This window comes from Pantoea sp. UYEF8, from assembly GCF_040546285.1.
Taxonomy (GTDB): Bacteria; Pseudomonadota; Gammaproteobacteria; order Enterobacterales; family Enterobacteriaceae; genus Pantoea; species Pantoea brenneri.
This window is the reverse complement of sequence record NZ_JBEPNM010000007.1, coordinates 1-21,182: the sequence shown is the minus strand read 5'-3', so window position 1 is coordinate 21,182 and position 21,182 is coordinate 1. Positions and strand designations below refer to the sequence as shown.

Below are 21,182 nucleotides of genomic sequence, written 5' to 3'. Positions count from 1 at the left end.
GGGGCGAGTCGCCTCGCCCCGTTTCAGGTCAGGCGCTTTTGCGCAGCAGACCCTGTTTTTTCAGATAAATAAGCAGAATAGAGATAGCCGCCGGCGTGATGCCGGAAATGCGCGTCGCCTGGCCAATCGAGGTTGGCTTGTGGTCATTCAGCTTCGCGATCACCTCATTTGACAGGCCGTTGACCTGGCGATAATCCAGATCCACCGGCAACAGGGTATTCTCGTTGCGCTGCTGACGATCGATCTCTTCCTGCTGACGCGCAATGTATCCTTCATATTTGACCTGAATCTCAACCTGCTCTGCCGCTTGCTCATCGGCCAGCGCCGGGCCAAAGGTATCCAGCGTCATCAGGGTGAGATAGGTCATTTCCGGCCGACGCAGCAAATCTTCGCCACTGGCTTCTTTGGTCAGCGGCGCGCTGAGGACGGTGTTCACCTCGGCAACGCGCTCAGATTTAGGGTGTACCCAGATATCGCGCAGACGCTGACGCTCCTGCTCAATCGCTTCCAGCTTCTGGTTGAAACGCGCCCAGCGGGCATCATCGACCAGGCCCAGCTCGCGGCCGGTTTCGGTCAGACGCAGATCGGCATTATCCTCACGCAGCATCAGACGATACTCGGCGCGGGAGGTAAACATGCGGTACGGCTCTTTGGTACCGAGGGTGCAGAGGTCGTCAACCAGTACGCCGAGGTAAGCCTGATCGCGACGCGGTGCCCAGCCCTCTTTGTCGGCAGACTGACGCGCGGCGTTGAGGCCGGCCAGCATCCCCTGCGCGGCTGCTTCTTCGTAGCCGGTGGTGCCGTTGATCTGTCCGGCAAAGAACAGACCGTTAATGAATTTGCTCTCCAGCGTCGGTTTCAGATCGCGTGGATCAAAAAAGTCATACTCGATGGCATAGCCCGGACGTACGATCTTCGCATTTTCCATGCCCTGCATCGATCGCACGATCTGGATCTGTACGTCAAACGGCAGGCTGGTTGAGATGCCGTTCGGGTAAATTTCGTTACTGGTCAGCCCTTCCGGTTCAAGGAAGATCTGATGCGCGTTACGATCGGCAAAACGCATCACCTTGTCTTCGATCGACGGGCAGTAACGCGGGCCGATCCCTTCGATGATCCCGGCATACATCGGGCTGCGATCGAGGTTATTGCGGATCACTTCATGGGTTTTTTCGTTGGTATGGGTGATCCAGCACGGCACCTGCTGCGGATGCTGAGCGGCATTGCCCATGAACGAAAACACCGGCATCGGGTTATCGCCATGCTGCGGCGCCAGTACGCTGAAGTCGATGCTGCGCGCATCAATGCGCGGCGGTGTACCGGTTTTCAGGCGATTAACCCGCAGTGGCAGGGCACGCAGACGTTTTGCTAGCGGAATGGAAGGTGGATCGCCTGCGCGACCGCCGCTGTAGTTATCCAGTCCGATATGAATTTTACCGTCGAGGAAAGTCCCGACCGTCAGTACCACGGTCTTCGCCCGGAATTTCAGCCCCATCTGGGTAACGGCACCGACTACCCGATCGTTTTCCACAATCAGATCGTCGACCGCCTGCTGGAAGATCATCAGGTTGGGCTGATTCTCCAGCGCGGTGCGAATCGCCTGCCGATAGAGCACGCGATCGGCCTGAGCACGGGTTGCCCTGACTGCCGGGCCTTTACTGGCGTTTAGTATCCTAAACTGGATACCGGCCTGATCGATTGCGTGGGCCATCAGACCCCCCATGGCGTCCACTTCCTTCACCAGATGTCCTTTGCCAATGCCACCGATCGCCGGGTTACAGGACATTTGTCCAAGCGTATCAATGTTATGGGTGAGTAACAGGGTTTGCTGACCCATTCGGGCTGCCGCCATTGCGGCTTCGGTGCCCGCATGACCACCACCAATTACGATGACGTCAAAAGGATCCTGATAAAACATGAAGTGGTACCTCGGTTGATAAACGTGCCGGATCGTCGTCCTGGGGCGTGGATTCTACTCAAATTCCGTCTGGGGTGAAAGCCGCGGGATCGTCCGGTTTTAAAAGAAAGGATCTTAGATCTGTATATGATCTTTCTGTTAGATCTCTTATTAGGATCGCCGGTTTCTGTGGATATGTGCCAGAACACCCGTCAAAACAGGGGATTACCCAGAATCACTAGCTGTTAATGATCGGTGATCCTGATCCGTATAAGCTGGGATCTAAATGGCGACTTATACACAGCTCAAAAAGCATACTACGGTTATTCTTTGGATAACTACCGGTTATACGCAGTAAAAGAGGGCAGTTATCCACAAAATAAACGTCTGCAAAAGGACAAAATCAGCATCTTCCACTGGGGATCGTCACTATTTCACGATCCCCGACCAGTCTCAGATCGCGTTTTTCCACGTCATGACCCAGGCCTCAGCCGGATCTTCCGGGATCTCATGCTCCAGTACGTCGATTTCCAGTCGATCACCGATCCGCTGTGCGCCCTGGGCGATCAACAGCGTCTCGATCTGACGAATCGCCCCGCAAAACAGGTCATATTCATGATTGCCGAGACCGACGGCACCAAACCGGACCTGAGAGAGATCGGGCTGGCTTTCACTGATAGCCTCGAACCACGGTTGCAGATTGTCGGGAATTTCACCTGCGCCATGGGTTGAGCAGACCACCAGCCAGATGCCTTCCTGCGGCACCTCATCCAGCGCCGGGCCGTGCAGCATCTGCGTTGAGAAGCCTGCGTCCTGTAATTTTTCTTCCAGATGCTCAGCAACATACTCGGCGCTGCCCAAGGTACTGCCACTGATTAAAGTAATATCGGCCATCTTGCTCTCCTGGACATTAAGGCGGGCATTGTACGCTGTGATCAAGCGGTGATCCACCTGTGGAAAACAGGGTTAATAGATCAGGAGAGGTGAACGCAGCCGTTGTCAGCCGCTGCATTCGTCCGGGATAAGGTTGTGCACAGGAGAAGTGCGATCAGGGTTTGATGGTCCGCATGATCGGGTTTTGCAGAGAGATCAGGGTTTCTGTTGATTGAATTTCATCAATGGTCTGGATCTTGTTGATCAGCACCTGTTGCAGGGCATCAATCGAGCGGCACATCACCTTAATAAAGATGCTGTAGTGGCCGGTGGTGTACCAGGCCTCCACCACTTCATCCAGCGCGTCCAGCTTGCTCAGCGCCGCCGGATAATCGCGGGCACTCTTCAGGATGATGCCGATAAAACAGCAGACATCAAATCCCAGCTGGCGCGGATCGATGTCGACGCGGGTGCCCAGTATAATGCCGGCCTGCTTCATCTTCTCTACCCGCACATGGATGGTGCCGGGGCTGACGTTAAACTGTTTTGCCAGTTCGGCGTAAGCGGTACGCGCGTTATCCAGCAGGGCATTCAGAATGCCGCGATCCAGATTATCAAGCTGCAGATGTTCGGCCATGGCCATCCTCGTTGGGCTGCTTTGAATTGAACAAGGGAGAATGTGCAGCAAAAGCGCGGTTCAGGCAACAACCGGCAGCGACGGGCGCCGCTGCCAGGTAACTTAGCGTTTACGCCAGACGGTAACCTGCGCCAGCGTGTGCTGGAACTTGCGCGCCGTTTCACGGATCACAAACGGCATCTCCTGCGGCGTATCCAGCAGTTCAAAGTCGGCCGCCAGCAGCCGTTGCAGCGCCTGCAGCGTCGTCAGCGCCTCACCATTTTCACGTACGCCGCCCAGCCAGTTCTCTTTAGGCGTATACGCTTCCAGCCAGGTGTAAGGCGAGGAGAGCAGCAGAATGCCGCCCGGACGCAGCATCGGCGTGACATCCTGCAGGAAGCGCGCAGGCTGGCGCAGGCGATCGATCAGATTGGAAGCCAGCACCAGATCGTAGCGGGCCGGTTGCGGTTTGAGGTTACAGGCGTCGCCCTGCACAAACTGAATGCGCTGCGCCAGATCGCCATCCAGCCCGAAATCTTTCAGGCGCACCTGGCGATACTCCACCAGATCGCCCTCCTGCGGCACGACATAACGGAAATCTTCGCCGCTGGTCAGTTGCAGCGCCACGTCAATAAAGCGCGCCGAGTAATCCATGCCGGTAACGCGTTCAAAATGGCGGGCCAGCTCAAAACTGGCGCGTCCGGTGGCGCAGCCGATATCCAGCGCTTCAGCGTGTGACGTGGTGTAATTCAGCGCCAGTTTTACCAGGCTTTCGGCGTAATTATCGACCCCAAAATAGCGCGGGCCATACTGGAAATCGAGATACTGCGACACCATGGCGTCGGTTTCGTACGGATTCAGCGTCATGCTTTCCTGATGGCGGGAGACCACGTAGCGGAAACCGGCGTGCTGGAAGAAATGTCGGCGGAACGCATAACGCGCCGATTTGAGCGCTTCGTTGCCGGTCGAGATCCAGCTGCCGCCTTTAATCAGCGAATGCTTGCCATCAAAGGTCGGGGTGGAAAAGTCGTCGTATAGCGGATGGACTTTGAAGCCTTCAAAGCCGTTAGTCGGCGTGGTGGTCCACTGCCAGACGTTACCGACGATATCGAAGAACTCGCCCTGGGCGAACTGATCGACCGGGCTGGAAGAGGCCCAGTATGACAGATTGATATTGCCAGGTGCCCGCTCCCACTGCGGCTGATCGCCGGCGACCTGTTCACGCAGCTGATACCACTCCGCTTCGCACGGCAGCTGGATAGCCATTCCGCTCTGGTCGGCTTTCCAGCGACAGAAGGCGGCCGCTTCCAGCTGGTTCACTTCCGCTGGCCAGTCCCACGGCATCGCCACTTCTTCACGCATCAGACGCAGCTTAAGCTGATCGGGCATCGCTGGCGTGCCGACCCAGAACGTTGGCATCTCCGCCTGGGCAAACTGGCACCAGCCCCAGCCTTCATCATCCCACCAGCGGGCGTCCTGATAGCCGCCTGCGCTGACAAACTCAAAAAACTCGGCGTTACTGACCAGCATCTTGCTGGCTTTGAACGGCTGCAGCGTGATCTGCTGGCTGCCATATTCGTTATCCCAGCCGTAGGTATCGTCGGTTTTGCCCAGCGTAACGCGACCGCCCGGCATCGGCAGCAGACTGTTGACCGGCACATCCTGGCGCTGATGGCGCGCCAGCGGACAGACTGGCCAGGCCGGCTGCGGCGTCACCCAGTCAACCGGCAGTTGCCGGATCAGCACGCTGGACGTTTCCAGGTGAATACGCTCATGCTCGATCCCCATCAGGATCACCCAGGCCGGGCTGTCCCACTGGATCGGTAAGCTCAGCGGCATCGTCTGGATCAGGTCGCTGACCACTGCTTTGACCCGACCACGATAGTCACGTACCGCGTCGATAGTGGGCCACTCATAGTGGCTGTCGTTGAGATCGTCCCAGCTCATCTCATCGACGCCAATCGCCATCATCGCTTCAATACGATCGTCGAGGCGCGCCTCAATGTAGCATCCGGCCATCAGCTTATTAATGTAGAAGGTGGCGGTATGACCAAAATAGAAGATCAGCGGATGACGCAGCGGAATGGCTTTGGTAAACCAGGCCTGCGAATCAGTCAGGCAGGTAAACAGACTTTCGTACTGCTCCCAGGTCTGGAGAAAGTAAGTCAGCAGTTCGGCACGTTTTTGTTCACTATTCTGGCCGGAGAGCAGTAAGGTTCGCGTCGGCGCAGGCAGATCGCGATGGGGTTGGACGGTCGTCACAAGGTGCTCCAGATTGCTGTGTGAAAAAATGGCAGTGATTCACTATAGCAAAGAAGCATTTCTGCCTGATGACTTAACGCCGCCAGTGGCGCAGCAGGCGGCTTTTCATACCGGTATCGAAGCGCCAGATATGGTCGAAGATGCGCATAATGCCGGGCTTGCCGTGGGTCGACATCGCCACGGCGTGAAAACGTTGCTGATTGTGTCGCTGGCGCTGTTTGATGGCGCTGATCACCTCTTCCGGCAGCCGCTGGGCGATAAAATCGGAGACGATCACCGCGTCCGCCTCCTGCCAGACCGGTCCTTCCATGCGCTTAACCACGGCCGTGAGACAGGCGGCAAGATCGGTGCCGCCACGAAAACGCTGGCTGAGGAAGCGAATAGCCTGCTCAAGTCCATCATCACCGGTCAGCTCATAGCCAATCACCTCATGGGCGAACAGCATAATATAGCAGCGACGACGATCGGCCAGCGCCACCTTCAGCAGTGCCAGGCAGAACGCTTTGGCGCAGCGCTCGTTGAACCCGCCCATCGAACCGGAGGTATCGACGCAGACAATAAACGGTCCGCGCGGCTGCTCTTCATGATGCTGGTGGCTGACCGGTCGCTGGGTCACTTTTTCATGCCAGGCGTCGCCCTGCAGCTTGTAGGTCAGCAAGCGTTTCTCTACCAGCCGGCGGTAAAATTCCAGCTCCAGCTCGCTGATGCTCAGCGCAGCCAGCTCCGGTGGCAGCAGGCGCAGCACATCATCGCTCTGATGAATGCCGCTGACCTCTTCCGGTACCGCCGCTGGCTCGTGAACCAGCTGATGAAATGCCTCCATCGGCGCATCCTGTGACGGCACCGATTTCGCTTCCCGGCTGCGGCCGAGCTGTTGTGCCAGCTTCAGCAGTTCCGGCTGCTGCGCCAGAAAATCACCGTACTGCAGCATCAGCTGGTAGTCGCCTGGCTGCAGTGAAGTTTTGCTCATGTCCCACAGCCGGCCTGACGCCGCTTCGTCATCGTCGCTCAGCATCGGTGCCAGCTGACCACTCAGCGCCATACGCTGCAGCAGTTCCGCCATCAGACGTTCGCGCTGCTGCTCCAGCAACTGCTGATTCAGCGTAAGGGTTTGCAGCGTCAGGCTGAGCCGCCAGCGCTGTAAAAACAGCGTATGCTGCGCACTGCTGAGATGATGGATGTCGGTGTGTTGCAGTAGCCGGCGGGCTTCATCAATAAACGGTGAAGGCAGGCGTTCCAGCGTTTGTAGCGTGTCATCGAGCTGCTGGCTGAACTGACGATCGCTGAGCAGCTGCACCCGCTGGAACAGCTGAAACTCCTCCGCCAGCACAGCAGGTACCGGGGTGGCCTTCAGCTCAGCGTTGATCTCCGCTTTCCAGCGCGGCACATCGCGCAGCAGGGCTTTTTTCAGACCGGGGAATTTTTCAAAAAACAGTGCCAGTTGCGGCGACGCCAGCAGAGCGATGATCAACTCTTCAATCAGTTCCGTTTCGCCAATTGAGAGCAACGTGCTGAGCGTCTCCAGTGAGATCATTTACGCGCCTGTTTCAGCTGTTCCGCCACATCCTGCAGGCTGGTCTCAACCCGCGCCAGCCAGTCATCGCTGATAAACAGACAGCGCTGATGCTGGCTGAACAGGTGACGCTGGCTGCGTAACTCACTTTCCAGCGTATCCAGCGCCTCGATAATTTCGCCGGGTAGCTGATCGCTATTGCTGGCGCCAGGCAGTGTCAGCCGTGAGGATTGCAGGCTGACGTCACGTATCGCCAGGCAGTGCTGCGCATCGACCTGCAAATCCAGCGTCTGCGCGAAGCCGATGCCGTTGAGCTTGCCGCGTATCTCGCCGCCTTTTTGCAGCCACTGATGCAGTGCGTCGCGGGCGATCACCAGATGCGTGACCTGCATATCGTGCAGCGTCAGTGGATGTTGCAGCATCAGCGTCAGCTGCTCGTCGGTAAGATTTTCCGGCAAATCGTAATAGGGTTTGCGGCTGAACATACCGCTGTGCTTCTCCAGCGTGATCGCCTGCGCCATGCTCTGTTGCTGCTGCAAGGCCATCCGGCGCGCTTTGATCTGTTGCAGCCTGAGCAGCATCGGCTGCTGTTGCCAGGCATGCTGGGTCATTAACAGGTCAATTTCACGTTCCAGCAGCTGCATTGAGGCGACATCGTGCCACAGGCAATCTTTCAGCAGGATCAGGTCGATTGGCGCGATGGCGTTGCGGCCGCTGTAAAAGGCGCTGGCCTGCAGCAGGTGAATGGCTTTTTTCCAGCGCCGGTCAGAAATGTAAGGGGCCGCTGGCTGGCTCTCCAGCTGCTGACGCAGTTGATAAATCAGTTCAAACACCGCATCGGGTAAACTGACCTGGCTGATGCCAAGCTGCCACTGGGCATACTCTTCATCGCTGATGCGCAGCGATTCGGCCACCGGATTGGCATTTTCATCCTGCTGATGCGTCAGCATGCTGCGGAAGTTCTGCTTTTCATGCACGTTGTCCAGCCATAAGCGGATCAGCATCCGGTCATACAGTGCTTCCAGACCGCTGTCGGCTTCCGGCAGTTCGTTGGAGGCGGTGACCAGCAGCCGCATCGGAATTTTTTCTTCGCTGTCGCCGTTGCGGAAGCGGCGTTCGTTAATCGCAGTCAGCAAGGTGTTCAGAATGGCCGGACCGGCTTTCCAGATCTCATCGAGAAAGACAATCTCCGCGTCGGGCAGATAGCCTTTGGTCAGGCGCTGATAGCGACCTTCATCTTTTAGCGCCTGGATCGACAGCGGGCCAAACACCTCTTCAGGCGTGGAGAAACGGGTCATCAGGTATTCAAAGGCGCGGGCGTGCTGAAAGGCATATTTGAGGCGGCGGGCAATCAGACTCTTCGCAATGCCAGGCGGACCGAGCAGGAACACGCTTTCACCGCTGAGCGCGGCCAGCAGACAAAGGCGAATAGCATGATGCCGTTCATACAGGCCTTTTTCTAACGCGTTGCTGAGGCGAGAAATTCTTTCTGCCAAAAGATGGGGTTGAGCCATAATCACATCAATGTCCTTACGATCGTCGGGCCGCCGCGCTTAAGCAAGCGCCTTACTCTATAGATAATGATGCGTGAAAGCGTTGATAGCTGTCAGCTTTTTTGTTTCAGAAGATTCGGTTAACGGGAAAGCGGCCATAAGCCGCGGTTTCTGAGGTAAAAACCGCCGCATTCCGCCGGTGGTCAGGTTAACCGGGTATAGGAATTTTCGGCAATACGTGCATACTGTGCGCTTTTTGATGGCTTGAGCGAGGGGTTTTTGCGCCTCTTAGACTCCAACAAAAGATAACTCTATGAGCTCGGATAATAAGCAGTCACTTGGTGGGCTAACGCTGGCCGCAATTGGTGTTGTCTATGGGGATATCGGCACCAGTCCGCTGTATACCTTGCGTGAATGTCTCTCCGGCCAGTTCGGCTTCGGCGTGGAACGCGGCGCGGTATTTGGCTTTCTGTCACTGATTTTCTGGCTACTGGTGCTGGTGGTTTCACTGAAATACATCAGCTACGTCATGCGGGCCGACAACGCGGGTGAAGGGGGAATTCTGACCCTGATGTCGCTGGCGGGCCGTCATACCGGTGCCCGCGCCACTGCGGTGCTGGTAATCATGGGCCTGATTGGCGGCAGCTTCTTCTATGGCGAAGTGGTGATCACGCCAGCGATTTCAGTGATGTCGGCGATAGAAGGACTGGAAATTGCCGCTCCGTCGCTTGATCCCTTTATCGTGCCGCTGTCGATTGCGGTGCTGACGCTGCTGTTCGCGATTCAGAAACACGGAACCGGCATGGTCGGCAAGCTGTTTGCGCCGGTAATGCTGCTGTGGTTCCTGGTGCTGGCGATCCTCGGCGTTAACGGCATCATGAAGAACCCTGAAGTTCTGCAGGCGCTTAATCCCACCTATGCGGTTAACTTCTTCCTGCAATATAAGTCGATCTCCTTCTTTGCACTGGGCGCCGTCGTACTGGCGATTACCGGCGTAGAAGCGCTGTATGCTGATATGGGCCACTTCGGTAAAATCCCGATCCGGCTGGCGTGGTTCTCCGTGGTGCTGCCGTCACTGGTGCTCAACTATTTTGGCCAGGGCGCGCTGCTGCTCAGCGATCCCAAAGCGATTAAGAACCCCTTTTTCCTGCTGGCGCCGGACTGGGCGCTGATCCCGATGCTGATTCTGGCGACTCTGGCGACGGTAATCGCCTCGCAGGCGGTAATCTCCGGCGTCTTCTCGCTGACGCGCCAGGCGGTCCGTCTTGGGTATCTGCCCGGCATGCGGATCATTCATACCTCGGAGCGTGAATCGGGCCAGATCTATATCCCGATGATCAACTGGGTGCTCTATTTCGCGGTGCTGATTGTGATTATCAGCTTTGAACACTCCAGCAATCTGGCGGCGGCCTATGGCATTGCGGTGACCGGTACTATGGTGCTGACCTCAATTCTCTCCTGCACCGTGGCGATTAAAAACTGGCACTGGCACAAGCTGGCGGTTGGCGTAATCCTGCTGCTGATGCTGTTTATCGACGTGCCGCTGTTTACCGCCAACCTGGTCAAAATTTTCTCGGGTGGCTGGTTGCCGCTCTGCCTCGGCCTGGTGATGTTTATCATTATGACGACGTGGAAAAGTGAACGTTTCCGCCTGCTGCGCCGGATGCATGAGCACGGCAACTCACTGGAGGCGATGATTGCGTCACTGGAGAAATCGCCGCCGGTGCGGGTACCGGGCACCGCGGTCTATATGTCGCGCGCACTGAACGTGATCCCCTTTGCCATGCTGCATAACCTCAAGCACAACAAAGTGCTGCACGAACGGGTAGTGCTGTTGACGTTGCGTACTGAGGATGCGCCTTACGTGCACAATGTGCGGCGGGTGACGATTGAGCAGCTTTCGCCGACGTTCTGGCGCGTGGTGGCCAGCTATGGCTGGCGCGAAACGCCGAACGTGGAGGAGATTTTCCACCGTTGTGGGCTGGAAGGGCTGAACTGCCGGATGATGGAAACCTCTTTCTTTATGTCGCATGAGTCGCTGATTATCGGCAAACGGCCGTGGTATCTGCGGTTGCGTGGCAAGCTGTTCATGGCGCTACAGCGCAATGCGTTACGCGCCCCTGACCAGTTTGAGATCCCACCAAACCGGGTGATCGAGCTGGGCACCCAGGTCGAGATCTAACCTGTGAAACCCGCCTTATCGGCGGGTTTTTTATTACCAGTGCAGCGTGACGCACAATCCGCTGCCGGGGCGCTGGCTGAACGCCAGCTGCATCGCGTGCAGCTGAGCGATGTTCCGCACGATCGATAATCCCAGCCCGCTGCCACTCTTCTCCTGACCGGGCGGTCGCCAGAAACGCTCGCCTAACCGTTGCCGATCGGCATCGCTCAGGCCCTCTCCGTTATCCTCGACGGACAGGCTGTTGGCCGCGAGCCGCACATCCACTTCACTGCCGGCAGGGGTATAGCGAATCGCGTTATCCAGCAGGTTGCGTACCAGCAACGAGAGCAACAGCGGATGGCCCTGTATCACCGGTTCGGCTTCTGCGTGCAGACGTAGGGTTACGCCGGCTTTATCCGCCAGCGGCAGTTGCGCCGCCAGCGTCTCCTGCAGCGTCTGTTTTAACGATACCGGTTCAAAGGCGCTGCGGGCATCATCCGCTTCCACCCGCGACAGGGTAAGCAGCTGATCCACCAGCCGGGTAGCGCGCGCAATGCCGCTATCCAGCTGTTTCAGCGCATGGGTTCGCATCGTTTCATCGTCGACGGCCAGCTGAATCACTTCGCTTTGTACCTGCAACGCGGCCAGCGGGCTGCGCAGCTCATGCGCGGCATCCGAGGTAAAACGCCGTTCACGTTGCATCATTGCGCTGATGCGACTGAACAGGCCGTTCAGCGCGAGGATCAGCGGCTGCACCTCTTTCGGCACCCGTTCGGCCTGCAAAGGGGTGCCGTCATCCGGTGTACGCTGAGCCAGTTGCTTCGCCAGCTGCTTTAACGGACGTAATTCCGACCAGACCAGGCTGATGAGCAGCAGCAGCATAAAAGGCAGCGCGATCAGCCAGGGTAATACGCTGGCCTGCATCAAATCTCCGGCCATCTCATCGCGATATTCCCTCTCCTGACCGACCACCACGCGAAACTGTTTGTCTGGTGTGGTCAGCCAGACAAAACGCCAGCGGTCATCATCATTGGTGAGCTGGCCATCATGAAAACCCTGGTAGTCCGCTTCAAACGGCAGGTATCTGCCATTATCACCATCGTTGAGCACCTGCCGGCCATCATGGGTGAAGACAGCAAACGCCAGCGCGTCATCATCCTGATCGCCACGGTGGTGCCGCAGCAGCTGTCGGGTTTTTGGCAGGGACGGTGCATCTAGCGAGGCGTAATCGAGGGTCAGCAGGCGCTTGGCCAGCAGCATCTGTTGGGTATCGAACAGCTCATTAATGGTGTCACGCGTCTGATGCCATGCACTGAGGCTGGCGCTGGCCCAGCAGATGCCCAGCAGCAGCACAAAACCGATGCCAAGCCGCAGAAACAGACTTACCGATCGCATTCTGTCGCTCCCAGGGTATAACCCACGCCGTGCAGAGTGCGGATAAACTGGCTGCCGAGTTTCTTACGCAGGTGATGAATATGCACTTCCACCGCATTGCTGGAGACGTCGGCGTCCCAGCTATACAGTTTTTCCTCCAGCTGGCTGCGGGTTAGCACCCGGCCAGGGTTGCGCATAAACAGCTCCAGCAGCGCCAGTTCCCGACTTTTCAGCTCAATCGCCTGGCCGTCGCAGGTAACGCTGTGGCTGTCGGGCTTCAGGACCACGTTGCCATGACGCAGCTCTGGCTGTAGCTGACCATGCCGGCGACGGATCAGCGCCTGTAAGCGAGCAGCTACTTCGGTCAGAGCGAACGGTTTGCAGAGATAATCATCCGCGCCCATCTGCAGCCCTTCGACTCGCTGATCGAGCGCATCACGCGCCGTCAGGATCAGCACCGGTACATCCTGCCCTTGCTGACGCCACTGTCGCAGGATATCCAGTCCGTCCCGTTCGGGCAGTGACAGATCGAGGATCACCGCATCCCACGGCGCGGCGTTTAACGCCTGAAATCCGGCCTCGCCGGAGGTAAACCAGTCGACGCTAAATCCCAGCTTACCCAGTCCCGCTTTAATCCCGTCGCCAATTAAGCGATCGTCTTCTATCAGTAAAATACGCATCATTTCTCCCTGCGGTGATAGCGCTTTATACGAAGCAGACTGCCGCTTGTACAGCGCATTTCGGCGAAAATGGCTTATTTTTGCTTCTTAAGAAGCTGTTAAGAACCTTATGGTCAACTAGGCTCAACAAAACGAAACACATCATGGAAAAGAGGTGACAAAATGAAAAAGCACGCTGCAATTTTAGCTGTCGTTATGCTGGCTTCTGCCCCGGTTTTTGCTGCTCAGCAAGGCGGCTTTGTCGACCCCAATGCCCCGGCGGCGCAGGTTCAGACCCGACAGGGTGGTTTCAGCGCTGACCACACCAGTGTGGTGACGGTGAAGCAGGCGGAAGAGATGAAGGATGACAGCTGGATTACCGTACGCGGTAAGCTGGAAAAACAGATCGGCGATGAAGATTATCTGTTCCGCGATCAGACCGGTACGATGAAAGTCGAAATCGACCATAAGCACTGGAACGGCCAGACTATCTCGCCAAAAGATACCGTTGAGCTGACCGGTGAGCTGGATAAAGATTTCAACAGCATCGAAATGGACGTTAAACAGGTTAAGAAACTGCCTTAATCGTCCACTACGGGACCGCATCAGCGGTCCTTTTTTCTGCCCTGCTGCCCGCCTTAATTCAAATTTCCCGCCGCGTAAGCGAAACGTTTCGATAGCGATCACAAATTTCAGCTTCGCCGATTGAGTTGCTGGCGGCTTTTCATACACTCCTGTCAGCGAAACGTTTCGCTGTGGAGTGAAAAATGAAAAAAGGTCGCTTGTTAAACGCTGAACTCTCTCATGTGATTGCCCGCCTGGGACACACAGATACGCTGACGATTGCCGATGCCGGTTTGCCGATCCCGGCAGGACCGCAACGCATCGATTTAGCCCTGATACCGGGTACGCCCGATTTTATCGCGGTGGTAAAGGCCGTCACGCTTGAGATGCAGGTAGAAAGCGCCCTGATCGCGGAGGAGATTAAGCAGCACAATCCGCAGCTCCATAGCGCACTGCTCGCCGTGCTCGAAGCCTTGCAACAGCACCAGGGAAATACCATCACCATCCGCTACACCAGCCATGATCAATTCAAACAACAAACGCAGCGCAGTCAGGCGGTCATTCGCAGCGGAGAGTGTTCTCCGTTTGCGAATGTCATCCTCAGCGCCGGTGTGACCTTCTGAGGCCGCTATGCAACCTTTACTGCAGCTCAACGGCATTGAAAAATCGTTCCCTGGGGTAAAAGCCCTGAAGGGTGCCTCACTGAATGTCCGGGCAGGACGCGTCATGGCGCTGGTGGGTGAAAACGGTGCCGGCAAATCTACCATGATGAAAGTGCTGACCGGGATATATCAGTTCGACGCCGGTTCGCTGCACTGGCTCGGCAAAGAGACCCGTTTCAATGGCCCTAAAGCGTCACAGGAAGCGGGCATCGGCATTATTCATCAGGAACTGAACCTGATCCCCCAGTTAACCGTGGCGGAGAATATTTTTCTCGGTCGCGAATTTGTTAACCGCTTTGGCCGCATCCAGTGGGCGCGCATGTATGCCGAAGCGGATGCGTTACTTAAGCGGCTTAATCTGCGCTTCAACAGCCACAAGCTGGTCGGCGATCTGTCGATTGGCGATCAGCAAATGGTCGAAATTGCCAAAGTGCTGAGCTTTGAGTCGCAGGTGATCATCATGGATGAGCCGACCGATGCGCTGACGGATACCGAAACGCTGTCGCTGTTCCGGGTAATCAACGAACTGAAAGCGCAGGGCTGCGGCATCGTCTATATCTCACATCGTATGAAAGAGATCTTTGAGATCTGCGATGACGTCACGGTGTTCCGTGACGGCCAGTTTATTGCCGAGCGTCCGGTCAGCGAACTGACCGAAGAGAGCCTGATCGAAATGATGGTCGGTCGCAAACTGGAAGATCAGTATCCTCATCTGGATCAGGCGCCAGGCGAGGTGCGGCTGAAAGTCGATAACGTCAGCGGTCCCGGCGTGCATAACGTCAGCTTCAGCCTGCGCAAAGGTGAAATTCTGGGCATCTCCGGACTGATGGGCGCGGGCCGTACCGAACTGATGAAAGTGCTGTATGGCGCGTTGCCGCGTTATCAGGGCAGCCTGTGGCTCAGCGGTCGGGAAGTGGTGACGCGTTCGCCGCAGGATGGGCTGGCTAACGGCATCGTCTATATCTCGGAAGATCGTAAGCGTGACGGCCTGGTGCTGGGCATGTCGGTCAAAGAGAACATGTCGCTGACCGCGCTGCGCTATTTCAGTCACGGCGGCGGCACGCTGAAGCATGCGGCTGAGCAGCTGGCGGTGGGTGACTTTATCCGGCTGTTCAACGTGAAAACCCCCTCTATGGCGCAGCCGATCGGGCTGCTTTCCGGCGGCAATCAGCAGAAAGTGGCGATTGCCCGCGGCCTGATGACCCGTCCCAACGTGCTGATTCTTGATGAGCCAACCCGTGGCGTCGATGTTGGCGCGAAAAAAGAGATCTACCAGCTGATTAACCAGTTCAAAGCCGAAGGGCTGAGCATCATCCTTGTCTCTTCTGAAATGCCGGAAGTATTAGGAATGAGTGACCGCATCCTGGTGATGCATGAAGGCCGTTTAAGCGGCGAATTTACCCGTGAAGAAGCCACTCAGGAGAGCCTGATGGCCGCCGCCGTAGGCAAGCAACACAGCGAGGATTTAGTGGTATGACGACCCAATCTTTACCTGCCAGCCGTCGCTGGTTTAGCAAAAGCTGGTTACTGGAACAAAAGTCGCTGATTGCGCTGATGGTGTTAATTGCCGTGGTGGCGAGTCAGAGCCCGAACTTCTTTACCGTAGCCAACCTGTTCAACATTCTGCAGCAGACCTCGGTGAACGCCATTATGGCGGTTGGCATGACGCTGGTGATTCTGACCTCGGGTATCGATCTCTCGGTGGGCTCGCTGCTGGCGCTGACCGGGGCGGTAGGCGCGTCGCTGGTCGGCATGGAAGTGAATGCGCTGGTGGCCGTGGCGGCGTCTCTGGCGCTCGGTGCAGCGATTGGTGCGCTGACCGGCACCATTGTGGCGCGCGGTAAGGTGCAGGCATTTATCGCCACGCTGGTGATGATGCTGCTGTTGCGCGGCGTCACCATGGTCTACACCGACGGCAGCCCAATCAGTACCGGTTTTAATGCCAACGCCGATCTGCTGGGCTGGTTTGGTATTGGTCGTCCGCTGGGTATTCCTGCCCCGGTATGGTTGATGGCGCTGGTATTTATCGCCGCCTGGTACATGCTGCACCACACCCGTCTCGGCCGCTACATCTATGCGCTGGGCGGCAACGAAGCCGCGACCCGCCTCTCCGGTATCAATGTTAATCGCGTCAAGGTCATCGTCTATTCACTGAGTGGCATGCTGGCTGCGCTGGCGGGCACCATTGAGGTGGCGCGTCTCTCCTCGGCGCAGCCAACGGCTGGTACCGGCTATGAGCTGGATGCGATTGCCGCTGTAGTGCTGGGTGGTACCAGCCTGGCGGGCGGTAAAGGACGTATTGTCGGCACGTTGATTGGTGCCCTGATCCTCGGTTTCCTTAATAACGGCCTGAACCTGATGGGCGTCTCTTCGTACTACCAGATGATCGTTAAAGCGGTGGTAATCCTGCTGGCGGTGCTGGTGGATAATAAAAGCAGTAAATAACTCTGACCTTTACACAGGATGAAATGATGAAAAAGTTAACCGCACTGGCCATGATCCTTGGCGCTACGCTCAGTACCAGCGCCATGGCAAAAGAGACCATCGCGCTGGTGGTATCGACCCTCAATAACCCGTTTTTTGTTTCGCTGAAAGAGGGCGCACAAAAAGAAGCCGACAAACTGGGCTACAACCTGGTGGTGCTGGATTCGCAGAATAACCCGGCAAAAGAGCTGGCGAACGTACAGGATCTGACGGTACGCGGTACCAAACTGCTGCTGATCAACCCAACCGATTCTGACGCGGTCGGCAACGCAGTGAAGATGGCTAACCAGGCCAACATCCCGGTTATCACCCTGGACCGCGTGGCCGCGCAGGGCACGGTGGTCAGCCACGTCGCCTCTGATAACCGTTTTGGTGGGAAAATGGCCGGTGATTTCATCGCCAAAAAAGTCGGCGAAAGCGCCAAAATTATTGAGCTGCAGGGCATTGCCGGCACCTCAGCCGCCCGTGAACGTGGCGAGGGATTCAAACAGGCTGCTGATGCCCACAAATTCCAGATCCTTGCCAGCCAGCCGGCTGACTTTGACCGGACTAAGGGCCTGAACGTGATGCAGAACCTGCTGCAGGCCCATCCGGACGTGCAGGCTGTGTTTGCGCAGAATGATGAAATGGCGCTGGGTGCACTGCGTGCGCTGCAGACTGCCGGTAAAACCGATGTGATCGTGGTGGGGTTTGACGGCACCGCTGATGGCGTGAAAGCGGTAGAAGGTGGCAAACTGTCTGCGACCGTGGCACAGATGCCAGACAAAATTGGCATGATCGGCGTTGATACCGCTGATAAAGTGCTGAAGGGTGAAAAAGTGAAGGCGATCAATCCGGTCGACCTGAAGCTGGTCACTCAATAACTCAAAGAAAAGCAGGGCACTGCGCCACCCTCCCGGTGGCGCACTTATTCCGGACTCCCCTAATGAGCAAAAACGCAAAACTGGCCGTTCTTGGCAGCATCAACGCTGACCACATCCTTAATCTGGCGCACTTTCCTCGTCCCGGTGAAACGGTGATCGGGCAGGATTACCAGATTGCGTTTGGCGGTAAAGGTGCCAATCAGGCCGTGGCCGCAGGGCGTGCTGGCGCGGATATCGCTTTTATCGCCTGTGTGGGCGCGGATGACATTGGCGAACGTATTCGTCAGCAACTGGCCCGCGACAATATTGATACTGCTCCGGTAGAAGTGGTGGCGGGCGAGTCGACCGGGGTGGCGATGATTTTCGTCAACCGTGAAGGCGAGAACAATATCGGCATCTATTCCGGCGCTAACGCCGCCTTAACGCCCGACTGTGTGGCGCGCCATCAGCAGGTGATCGCCGAGGCTGACGCGCTGCTGATGCAGCTGGAGTCACCGCTGGAAAGTGTACTGGCAGCGGCGCGTTTCGCCAGAGAACAGCAGACTCAGGTGATCCTCAACCCGGCACCGGCTACGCCGCTCTCCGATGAGCTGCTGGCGTTGATCGATATCATTACCCCGAATGAAACCGAGGCGGAAATTCTGACCGGGATTGCCGTTCATAACGATCAGGACGCTGCCCGGGCTGCGGCGGCACTGCATGCCAAAGGCATCGATACCGTACTGATTACGCTGGGCCGGCGCGGTGTCTGGTTGAGTGAGCAGGGCCAGGGTCAGCGTATTCCGGGCTTTAGCGTTAAGGCGATTGATACCATCGCTGCGGGCGATACCTTTAATGGTGCCTTTATTACCGCGCGACTGGAGCAAAAACCGATGCAGGATGCGGTGCGCTTTGCGCATGCCGCTGCGGCTATCGCCGTAACCCGATCCGGCGCGCAGCCCTCCGTGCCGTGGCGCGCGGAGATCGATGACTTTTTGCAGCAGCAGGATTAAGCGCTTGGCCACCATGAAAGATGTCGCTCGCCTGGCGGGCGTCTCTACCTCCACCGTTTCGCACGTCATCAATAACAATCGCTTTGTCAGCGAGGGCGTGCGGGAGAAAGTCGAACAGGCGATCCGCAGTCTGAACTACGCCCCCTCGGCGCTGGCGCGCAGCCTGAAGATCAACCAGACCCACACTATCGGCATGCTGCTGACCACCAGTAGCAACCCGTTTTATGCAGAAGTGGTGCGCGGCGTTGAGGACAGTTGCTATCAGCGTGGCTACAGCCTGATCCTGTGTAATACCGCCGGTGATGAGGAGCGGATGAATCGCAGTCTCGAAACGCTGATGCAAAAGCGCGTCGATGGATTGCTGATGATGTGTACCGAAAGTCATCTGCCGTCGGCGGACATTCTCAACCGTTATCCCTCTATTCCGACCGTGATGATGGACTGGGCACCGTTTGAAGGTCGCGGCGACATCATCCAGGACAATGCGCTGCTGGGCGGTGAGTTGGCAACTCAGCACCTGATCGACAGCGGCTATACCCGCATCGCCTGTATTGCCGGCCCGCAGGACAAAACCACCGCGCGGATGCGGCTGGAAGGATTTCACAATGCGATGGCGAAAAGCGGTCTGGAGGTGTTGCCGGGTTATGTGGTCAACGGCGACTTTGAATTTCAGGGCGGTTACAACGGGATGATTGAGCTGCTGGCGCTGGAAACGGTGCCGCAGGCGGTCTTCACCGGTAATGATGCGATGGCGGTCGGGGTTTATCATGCGTTATATCAGGCGGGTTTACAGATTCCGCAGGATGTCGCCGTGATGGGCTATGACGATATTGAGCTGGCGCGTTATCTTTCTCCGCCGCTGAGTACCATTCATCAACCTAAAGATGAACTGGGCGAACTGGCTATCGATACCTTAATCCATCGCCTGCACGATCCCGACGCCAGCCAGCAGACGCTGGTGCTGACGCCGGAGCTGGTGGCGCGGGGCTCAACTTAAGCCGTCTTCTTCTTTTTCTTATCGCGGTTGGTAATCAGATTCCGTCCGTCGCCGTTTTTCAGCAGCATAAAGGTCAGCGCTGACAGCACCGTTACCACGCCCATGGTCAGAAATGTTGCGTGGAACTGTGCAACGGTGCTGGTTTCAAATTCCTGATAGAAGCGCAGGACGGCGGCGCTTACCGCGACACCAAAACTGATCGCTAACTGCTGTGTCACGGCCAGCACGCTGTTACCCCCGCTGGCGTTATCGTCATTCAGGTCGGCGAGGGTGATGGTATTCATCGCGGTAAACTGAGTCGACATTGCCATGCCGAGAATAAACAGCGGCAGTAATAACAGGATCATGCCTTCCTCGGGTGACTGCAGAGAGAAAGTGGCAATCAGGATGCCGATAATGACGGTAATACCGACCAGCAGACGGCGATAGCCTAACCAGCGCAGCAGTTGTGTCACCGTCGACTTCGCCAGTATCGACCCCACGGCGGTAGGAGCCATCATACAACCGGCGATAATCGCCGAATAACCAAAGCCCACCTGCAACATCAGCGGCATCAGGAACGGCACACAGCCGGTGCCCAGACGTGAAGCGATATTCCCGATGATGCCTACCGAGAAGGTGCGGGTTTTAAACATCGGCAGATTAATCAGCGGGGAGGGATGGCGGCGCGCGTGCATTATATAGAGAAGCAGCAGAACAATCCCGCCGAGTAATACCCCGCCCGCCAGCCAGGCTGACACAATACGCTCACCAAACAGTTCAATCCCTGTCGAGATCATGACCAGCCCCAGACCAAACAGTAAAAAGCCGAAGAAATCGAAGCGGCGTTTTGGCGTGGTGAAGTCCGGCATATATTTGCGGGCATAGAAGATGCCGAGTATGCCGATGGGAATATTAATCAGGAAGATCCAGTGCCAGGTGGCGTAGGTCACCATTACACCACCCAGCAGCGGACCCAGTATCGGCCCGACCAGTCCCGGCATGGTGACAAAATTAAGCACCGGTAGCAGTTCGCTGCGCGGATAGGCACGCAACAGCGCCAGGCGCGCAACCGGCATCATCATGGCGCCGCCCACCCCCTGTACGATACGTGAGGTCACCAGCATAGAGAGCGTGGGTGACAGGGCACAGGCCAGCGAACCGAGCGTGAAGAGGGAGACCGCAGCGATAAACACTTTTCGGGTGCCATAGCGATCGGCAAGCCAGCCGCTGACCGGGATCAGCATTGCCACAGTCAGGGTATAACTGATTACAGCGGATTGCATGGCCAGAGGAGAACGTTCAAGGCTGGTGGCGATAGCGGGCAGGGCGGTGTTGAGAATAGTGGCATCCAGTGCCTGCATGAAAAATGCCATGGCAGCAATCCATGGCAAACCGGCCATGCTGCGCGCGGATTTTATCATTGAGCGTCCTTCTTAGGGTTATCCAGCGAGAAGAATGAAAAAGAATAGCACCGCCAGCGCAACGCGGCAGGCCTGTTTTTTCCGCTTTACGGGGATTTCTGTGCGTTATTTGATCATCAAATGGCGGTTTTTAAGGCGTTCGTTTAAAAAAAGCGCGCTTAGCAAATTTATTTAAAGAAACGCTTGTCAGCCTCCGGAAACTCCCTATAATGCGCCTCCACTGACACGGAACACCGGCTTACGGAGAGACGGGTCAGCAGGCACAGGAGACTGCGCCGCCGGAGAAAAGCTTCTGAAAAAGAGGTTGACTCTGAGGGAGGAAAGCGTAATATACGCCTCCTCGCGACAGGACGCTAACGCACTGTTCGC

17 protein-coding genes are annotated in these 21,182 nt (G+C 56.8%); 8 read left to right on the top strand and 9 right to left on the bottom strand.

The genetic code is table 11. The annotated features are described in order from the left end of the window. Positions 1–28 precede the first annotated feature (28 nt). The 6 genes from mnmG to ravA all read right to left on the bottom strand — a co-directional run bounded on the left by mnmG (position 29) and on the right by ravA (position 8,675). Positions 29–1,918, bottom strand: coding sequence for a tRNA uridine-5-carboxymethylaminomethyl(34) synthesis enzyme MnmG (mnmG, locus tag ABIB18_RS14275; RefSeq protein ID WP_031376173.1), 1,890 nt, complete (start codon positions 1,916–1,918; stop codon positions 29–31). Positions 1,919–2,350: 432 nt separating this feature from the next. After that, a complete protein-coding gene (gene mioC / locus ABIB18_RS14270) occupies positions 2,351–2,791 on the bottom strand; it encodes an FMN-binding protein MioC (protein WP_031376174.1) in 441 nt (146 codons plus the stop codon). A gap of 154 nt (positions 2,792–2,945) precedes the next feature. Beyond that, the gene (gene asnC, locus ABIB18_RS14265; RefSeq protein WP_003849496.1) at positions 2,946–3,407 is read right to left on the bottom strand and encodes a transcriptional regulator AsnC; all 462 of its coding nucleotides are present in this window, start codon (positions 3,405–3,407) and stop codon (positions 2,946–2,948) included. Between the two features lie 102 nt (positions 3,408–3,509). Then, positions 3,510–5,648, bottom strand: coding sequence for a 5-histidylcysteine sulfoxide synthase (gene ovoA / locus ABIB18_RS14260; RefSeq protein WP_354474584.1), 2,139 nt, complete (start codon positions 5,646–5,648; stop codon positions 3,510–3,512). 73 nt (positions 5,649–5,721) lie between these two features. Then, the gene (gene viaA, locus ABIB18_RS14255) at positions 5,722–7,182 is read right to left on the bottom strand and encodes an ATPase RavA stimulator ViaA (protein ID WP_354474582.1); all 1,461 of its coding nucleotides are present in this window, start codon (positions 7,180–7,182) and stop codon (positions 5,722–5,724) included. Then, entirely contained in the window at positions 7,179–8,675 is a 1,497-nt protein-coding gene (gene ravA, locus ABIB18_RS14250; protein WP_031376176.1) for an ATPase RavA, read from the bottom strand. Before ravA ends, viaA begins: the two co-directional genes overlap by 4 nt. Before the next feature lie 292 nt (positions 8,676–8,967). Between ravA and kup the strand changes: the two genes are divergently transcribed. Continuing rightward, positions 8,968–10,836, top strand: coding sequence for a low affinity potassium transporter Kup (kup, locus tag ABIB18_RS14245; RefSeq protein WP_046289503.1), 1,869 nt, complete (start codon positions 8,968–8,970; stop codon positions 10,834–10,836). A 33-nt stretch (positions 10,837–10,869) separates the two neighbouring features. Here kup and qseC read toward each other — a convergent pair whose 3' ends face one another. Both qseC and qseB read right to left on the bottom strand, forming a co-directional pair. Continuing rightward, positions 10,870–12,210 carry a quorum sensing histidine kinase QseC gene (gene qseC, locus ABIB18_RS14240; protein WP_354474579.1) on the bottom strand — a complete coding sequence of 447 codons (1,341 nt, stop codon included), beginning with the start codon at positions 12,208–12,210 and terminating at the stop codon, positions 10,870–10,872. Beyond that, positions 12,198–12,869: a quorum sensing response regulator transcription factor QseB gene (gene qseB, locus ABIB18_RS14235; protein ID WP_031376178.1), complete on the bottom strand. Its 672-nt coding sequence runs from the start codon at positions 12,867–12,869 to the stop codon at positions 12,198–12,200. Before qseB ends, qseC begins: the two co-directional genes overlap by 13 nt. Before the next feature lie 162 nt (positions 12,870–13,031). On the opposite strand from qseB, the gene ABIB18_RS14230 reads away from it, so the two are divergent. The 7 genes from ABIB18_RS14230 to rbsR all read left to right on the top strand — a co-directional run bounded on the left by ABIB18_RS14230 (position 13,032) and on the right by rbsR (position 19,410). Then, entirely contained in the window at positions 13,032–13,433 is a 402-nt protein-coding gene (locus tag ABIB18_RS14230) for a YgiW/YdeI family stress tolerance OB fold protein (RefSeq protein WP_031376179.1), read from the top strand. A gap of 182 nt (positions 13,434–13,615) precedes the next feature. Beyond that, complete coding sequence (gene rbsD / locus ABIB18_RS14225) at positions 13,616–14,035, top strand: D-ribose pyranase (RefSeq protein ID WP_046289504.1); 420 nt, start codon at positions 13,616–13,618, stop codon at positions 14,033–14,035. A gap of 7 nt (positions 14,036–14,042) precedes the next feature. Then, positions 14,043–15,551, top strand: coding sequence for a ribose ABC transporter ATP-binding protein RbsA (gene rbsA / locus ABIB18_RS14220; RefSeq protein ID WP_046289505.1), 1,509 nt, complete (start codon positions 14,043–14,045; stop codon positions 15,549–15,551). Further along, positions 15,548–16,519: a ribose ABC transporter permease gene (gene rbsC / locus ABIB18_RS14215; RefSeq protein WP_031376180.1), complete on the top strand. Its 972-nt coding sequence runs from the start codon at positions 15,548–15,550 to the stop codon at positions 16,517–16,519. The genes rbsA and rbsC overlap by 4 nt, the downstream gene beginning before the upstream one ends. 26 nt (positions 16,520–16,545) lie before the next feature. After that, positions 16,546–17,421 carry a ribose ABC transporter substrate-binding protein RbsB gene (gene rbsB, locus ABIB18_RS14210; RefSeq protein ID WP_031376181.1) on the top strand — a complete coding sequence of 292 codons (876 nt, stop codon included), beginning with the start codon at positions 16,546–16,548 and terminating at the stop codon, positions 17,419–17,421. A 62-nt stretch (positions 17,422–17,483) separates the two neighbouring features. Continuing rightward, the gene (gene rbsK / locus ABIB18_RS14205; RefSeq protein WP_069728667.1) at positions 17,484–18,413 is read left to right on the top strand and encodes a ribokinase; all 930 of its coding nucleotides are present in this window, start codon (positions 17,484–17,486) and stop codon (positions 18,411–18,413) included. A gap of 4 nt (positions 18,414–18,417) precedes the next feature. Continuing rightward, positions 18,418–19,410: a ribose operon transcriptional repressor RbsR gene (gene rbsR, locus ABIB18_RS14200; protein WP_502922715.1), complete on the top strand. Its 993-nt coding sequence runs from the start codon at positions 18,418–18,420 to the stop codon at positions 19,408–19,410. Here rbsR and mdtD read toward each other — a convergent pair. After that, entirely contained in the window at positions 19,407–20,813 is a 1,407-nt protein-coding gene (gene mdtD / locus ABIB18_RS14195; RefSeq protein ID WP_069728668.1) for a multidrug transporter subunit MdtD, read from the bottom strand. The two genes, rbsR and mdtD, sit on opposite strands and share 4 nt — an antisense overlap. Between the last annotated feature and the right edge of the window lie 369 nt (positions 20,814–21,182).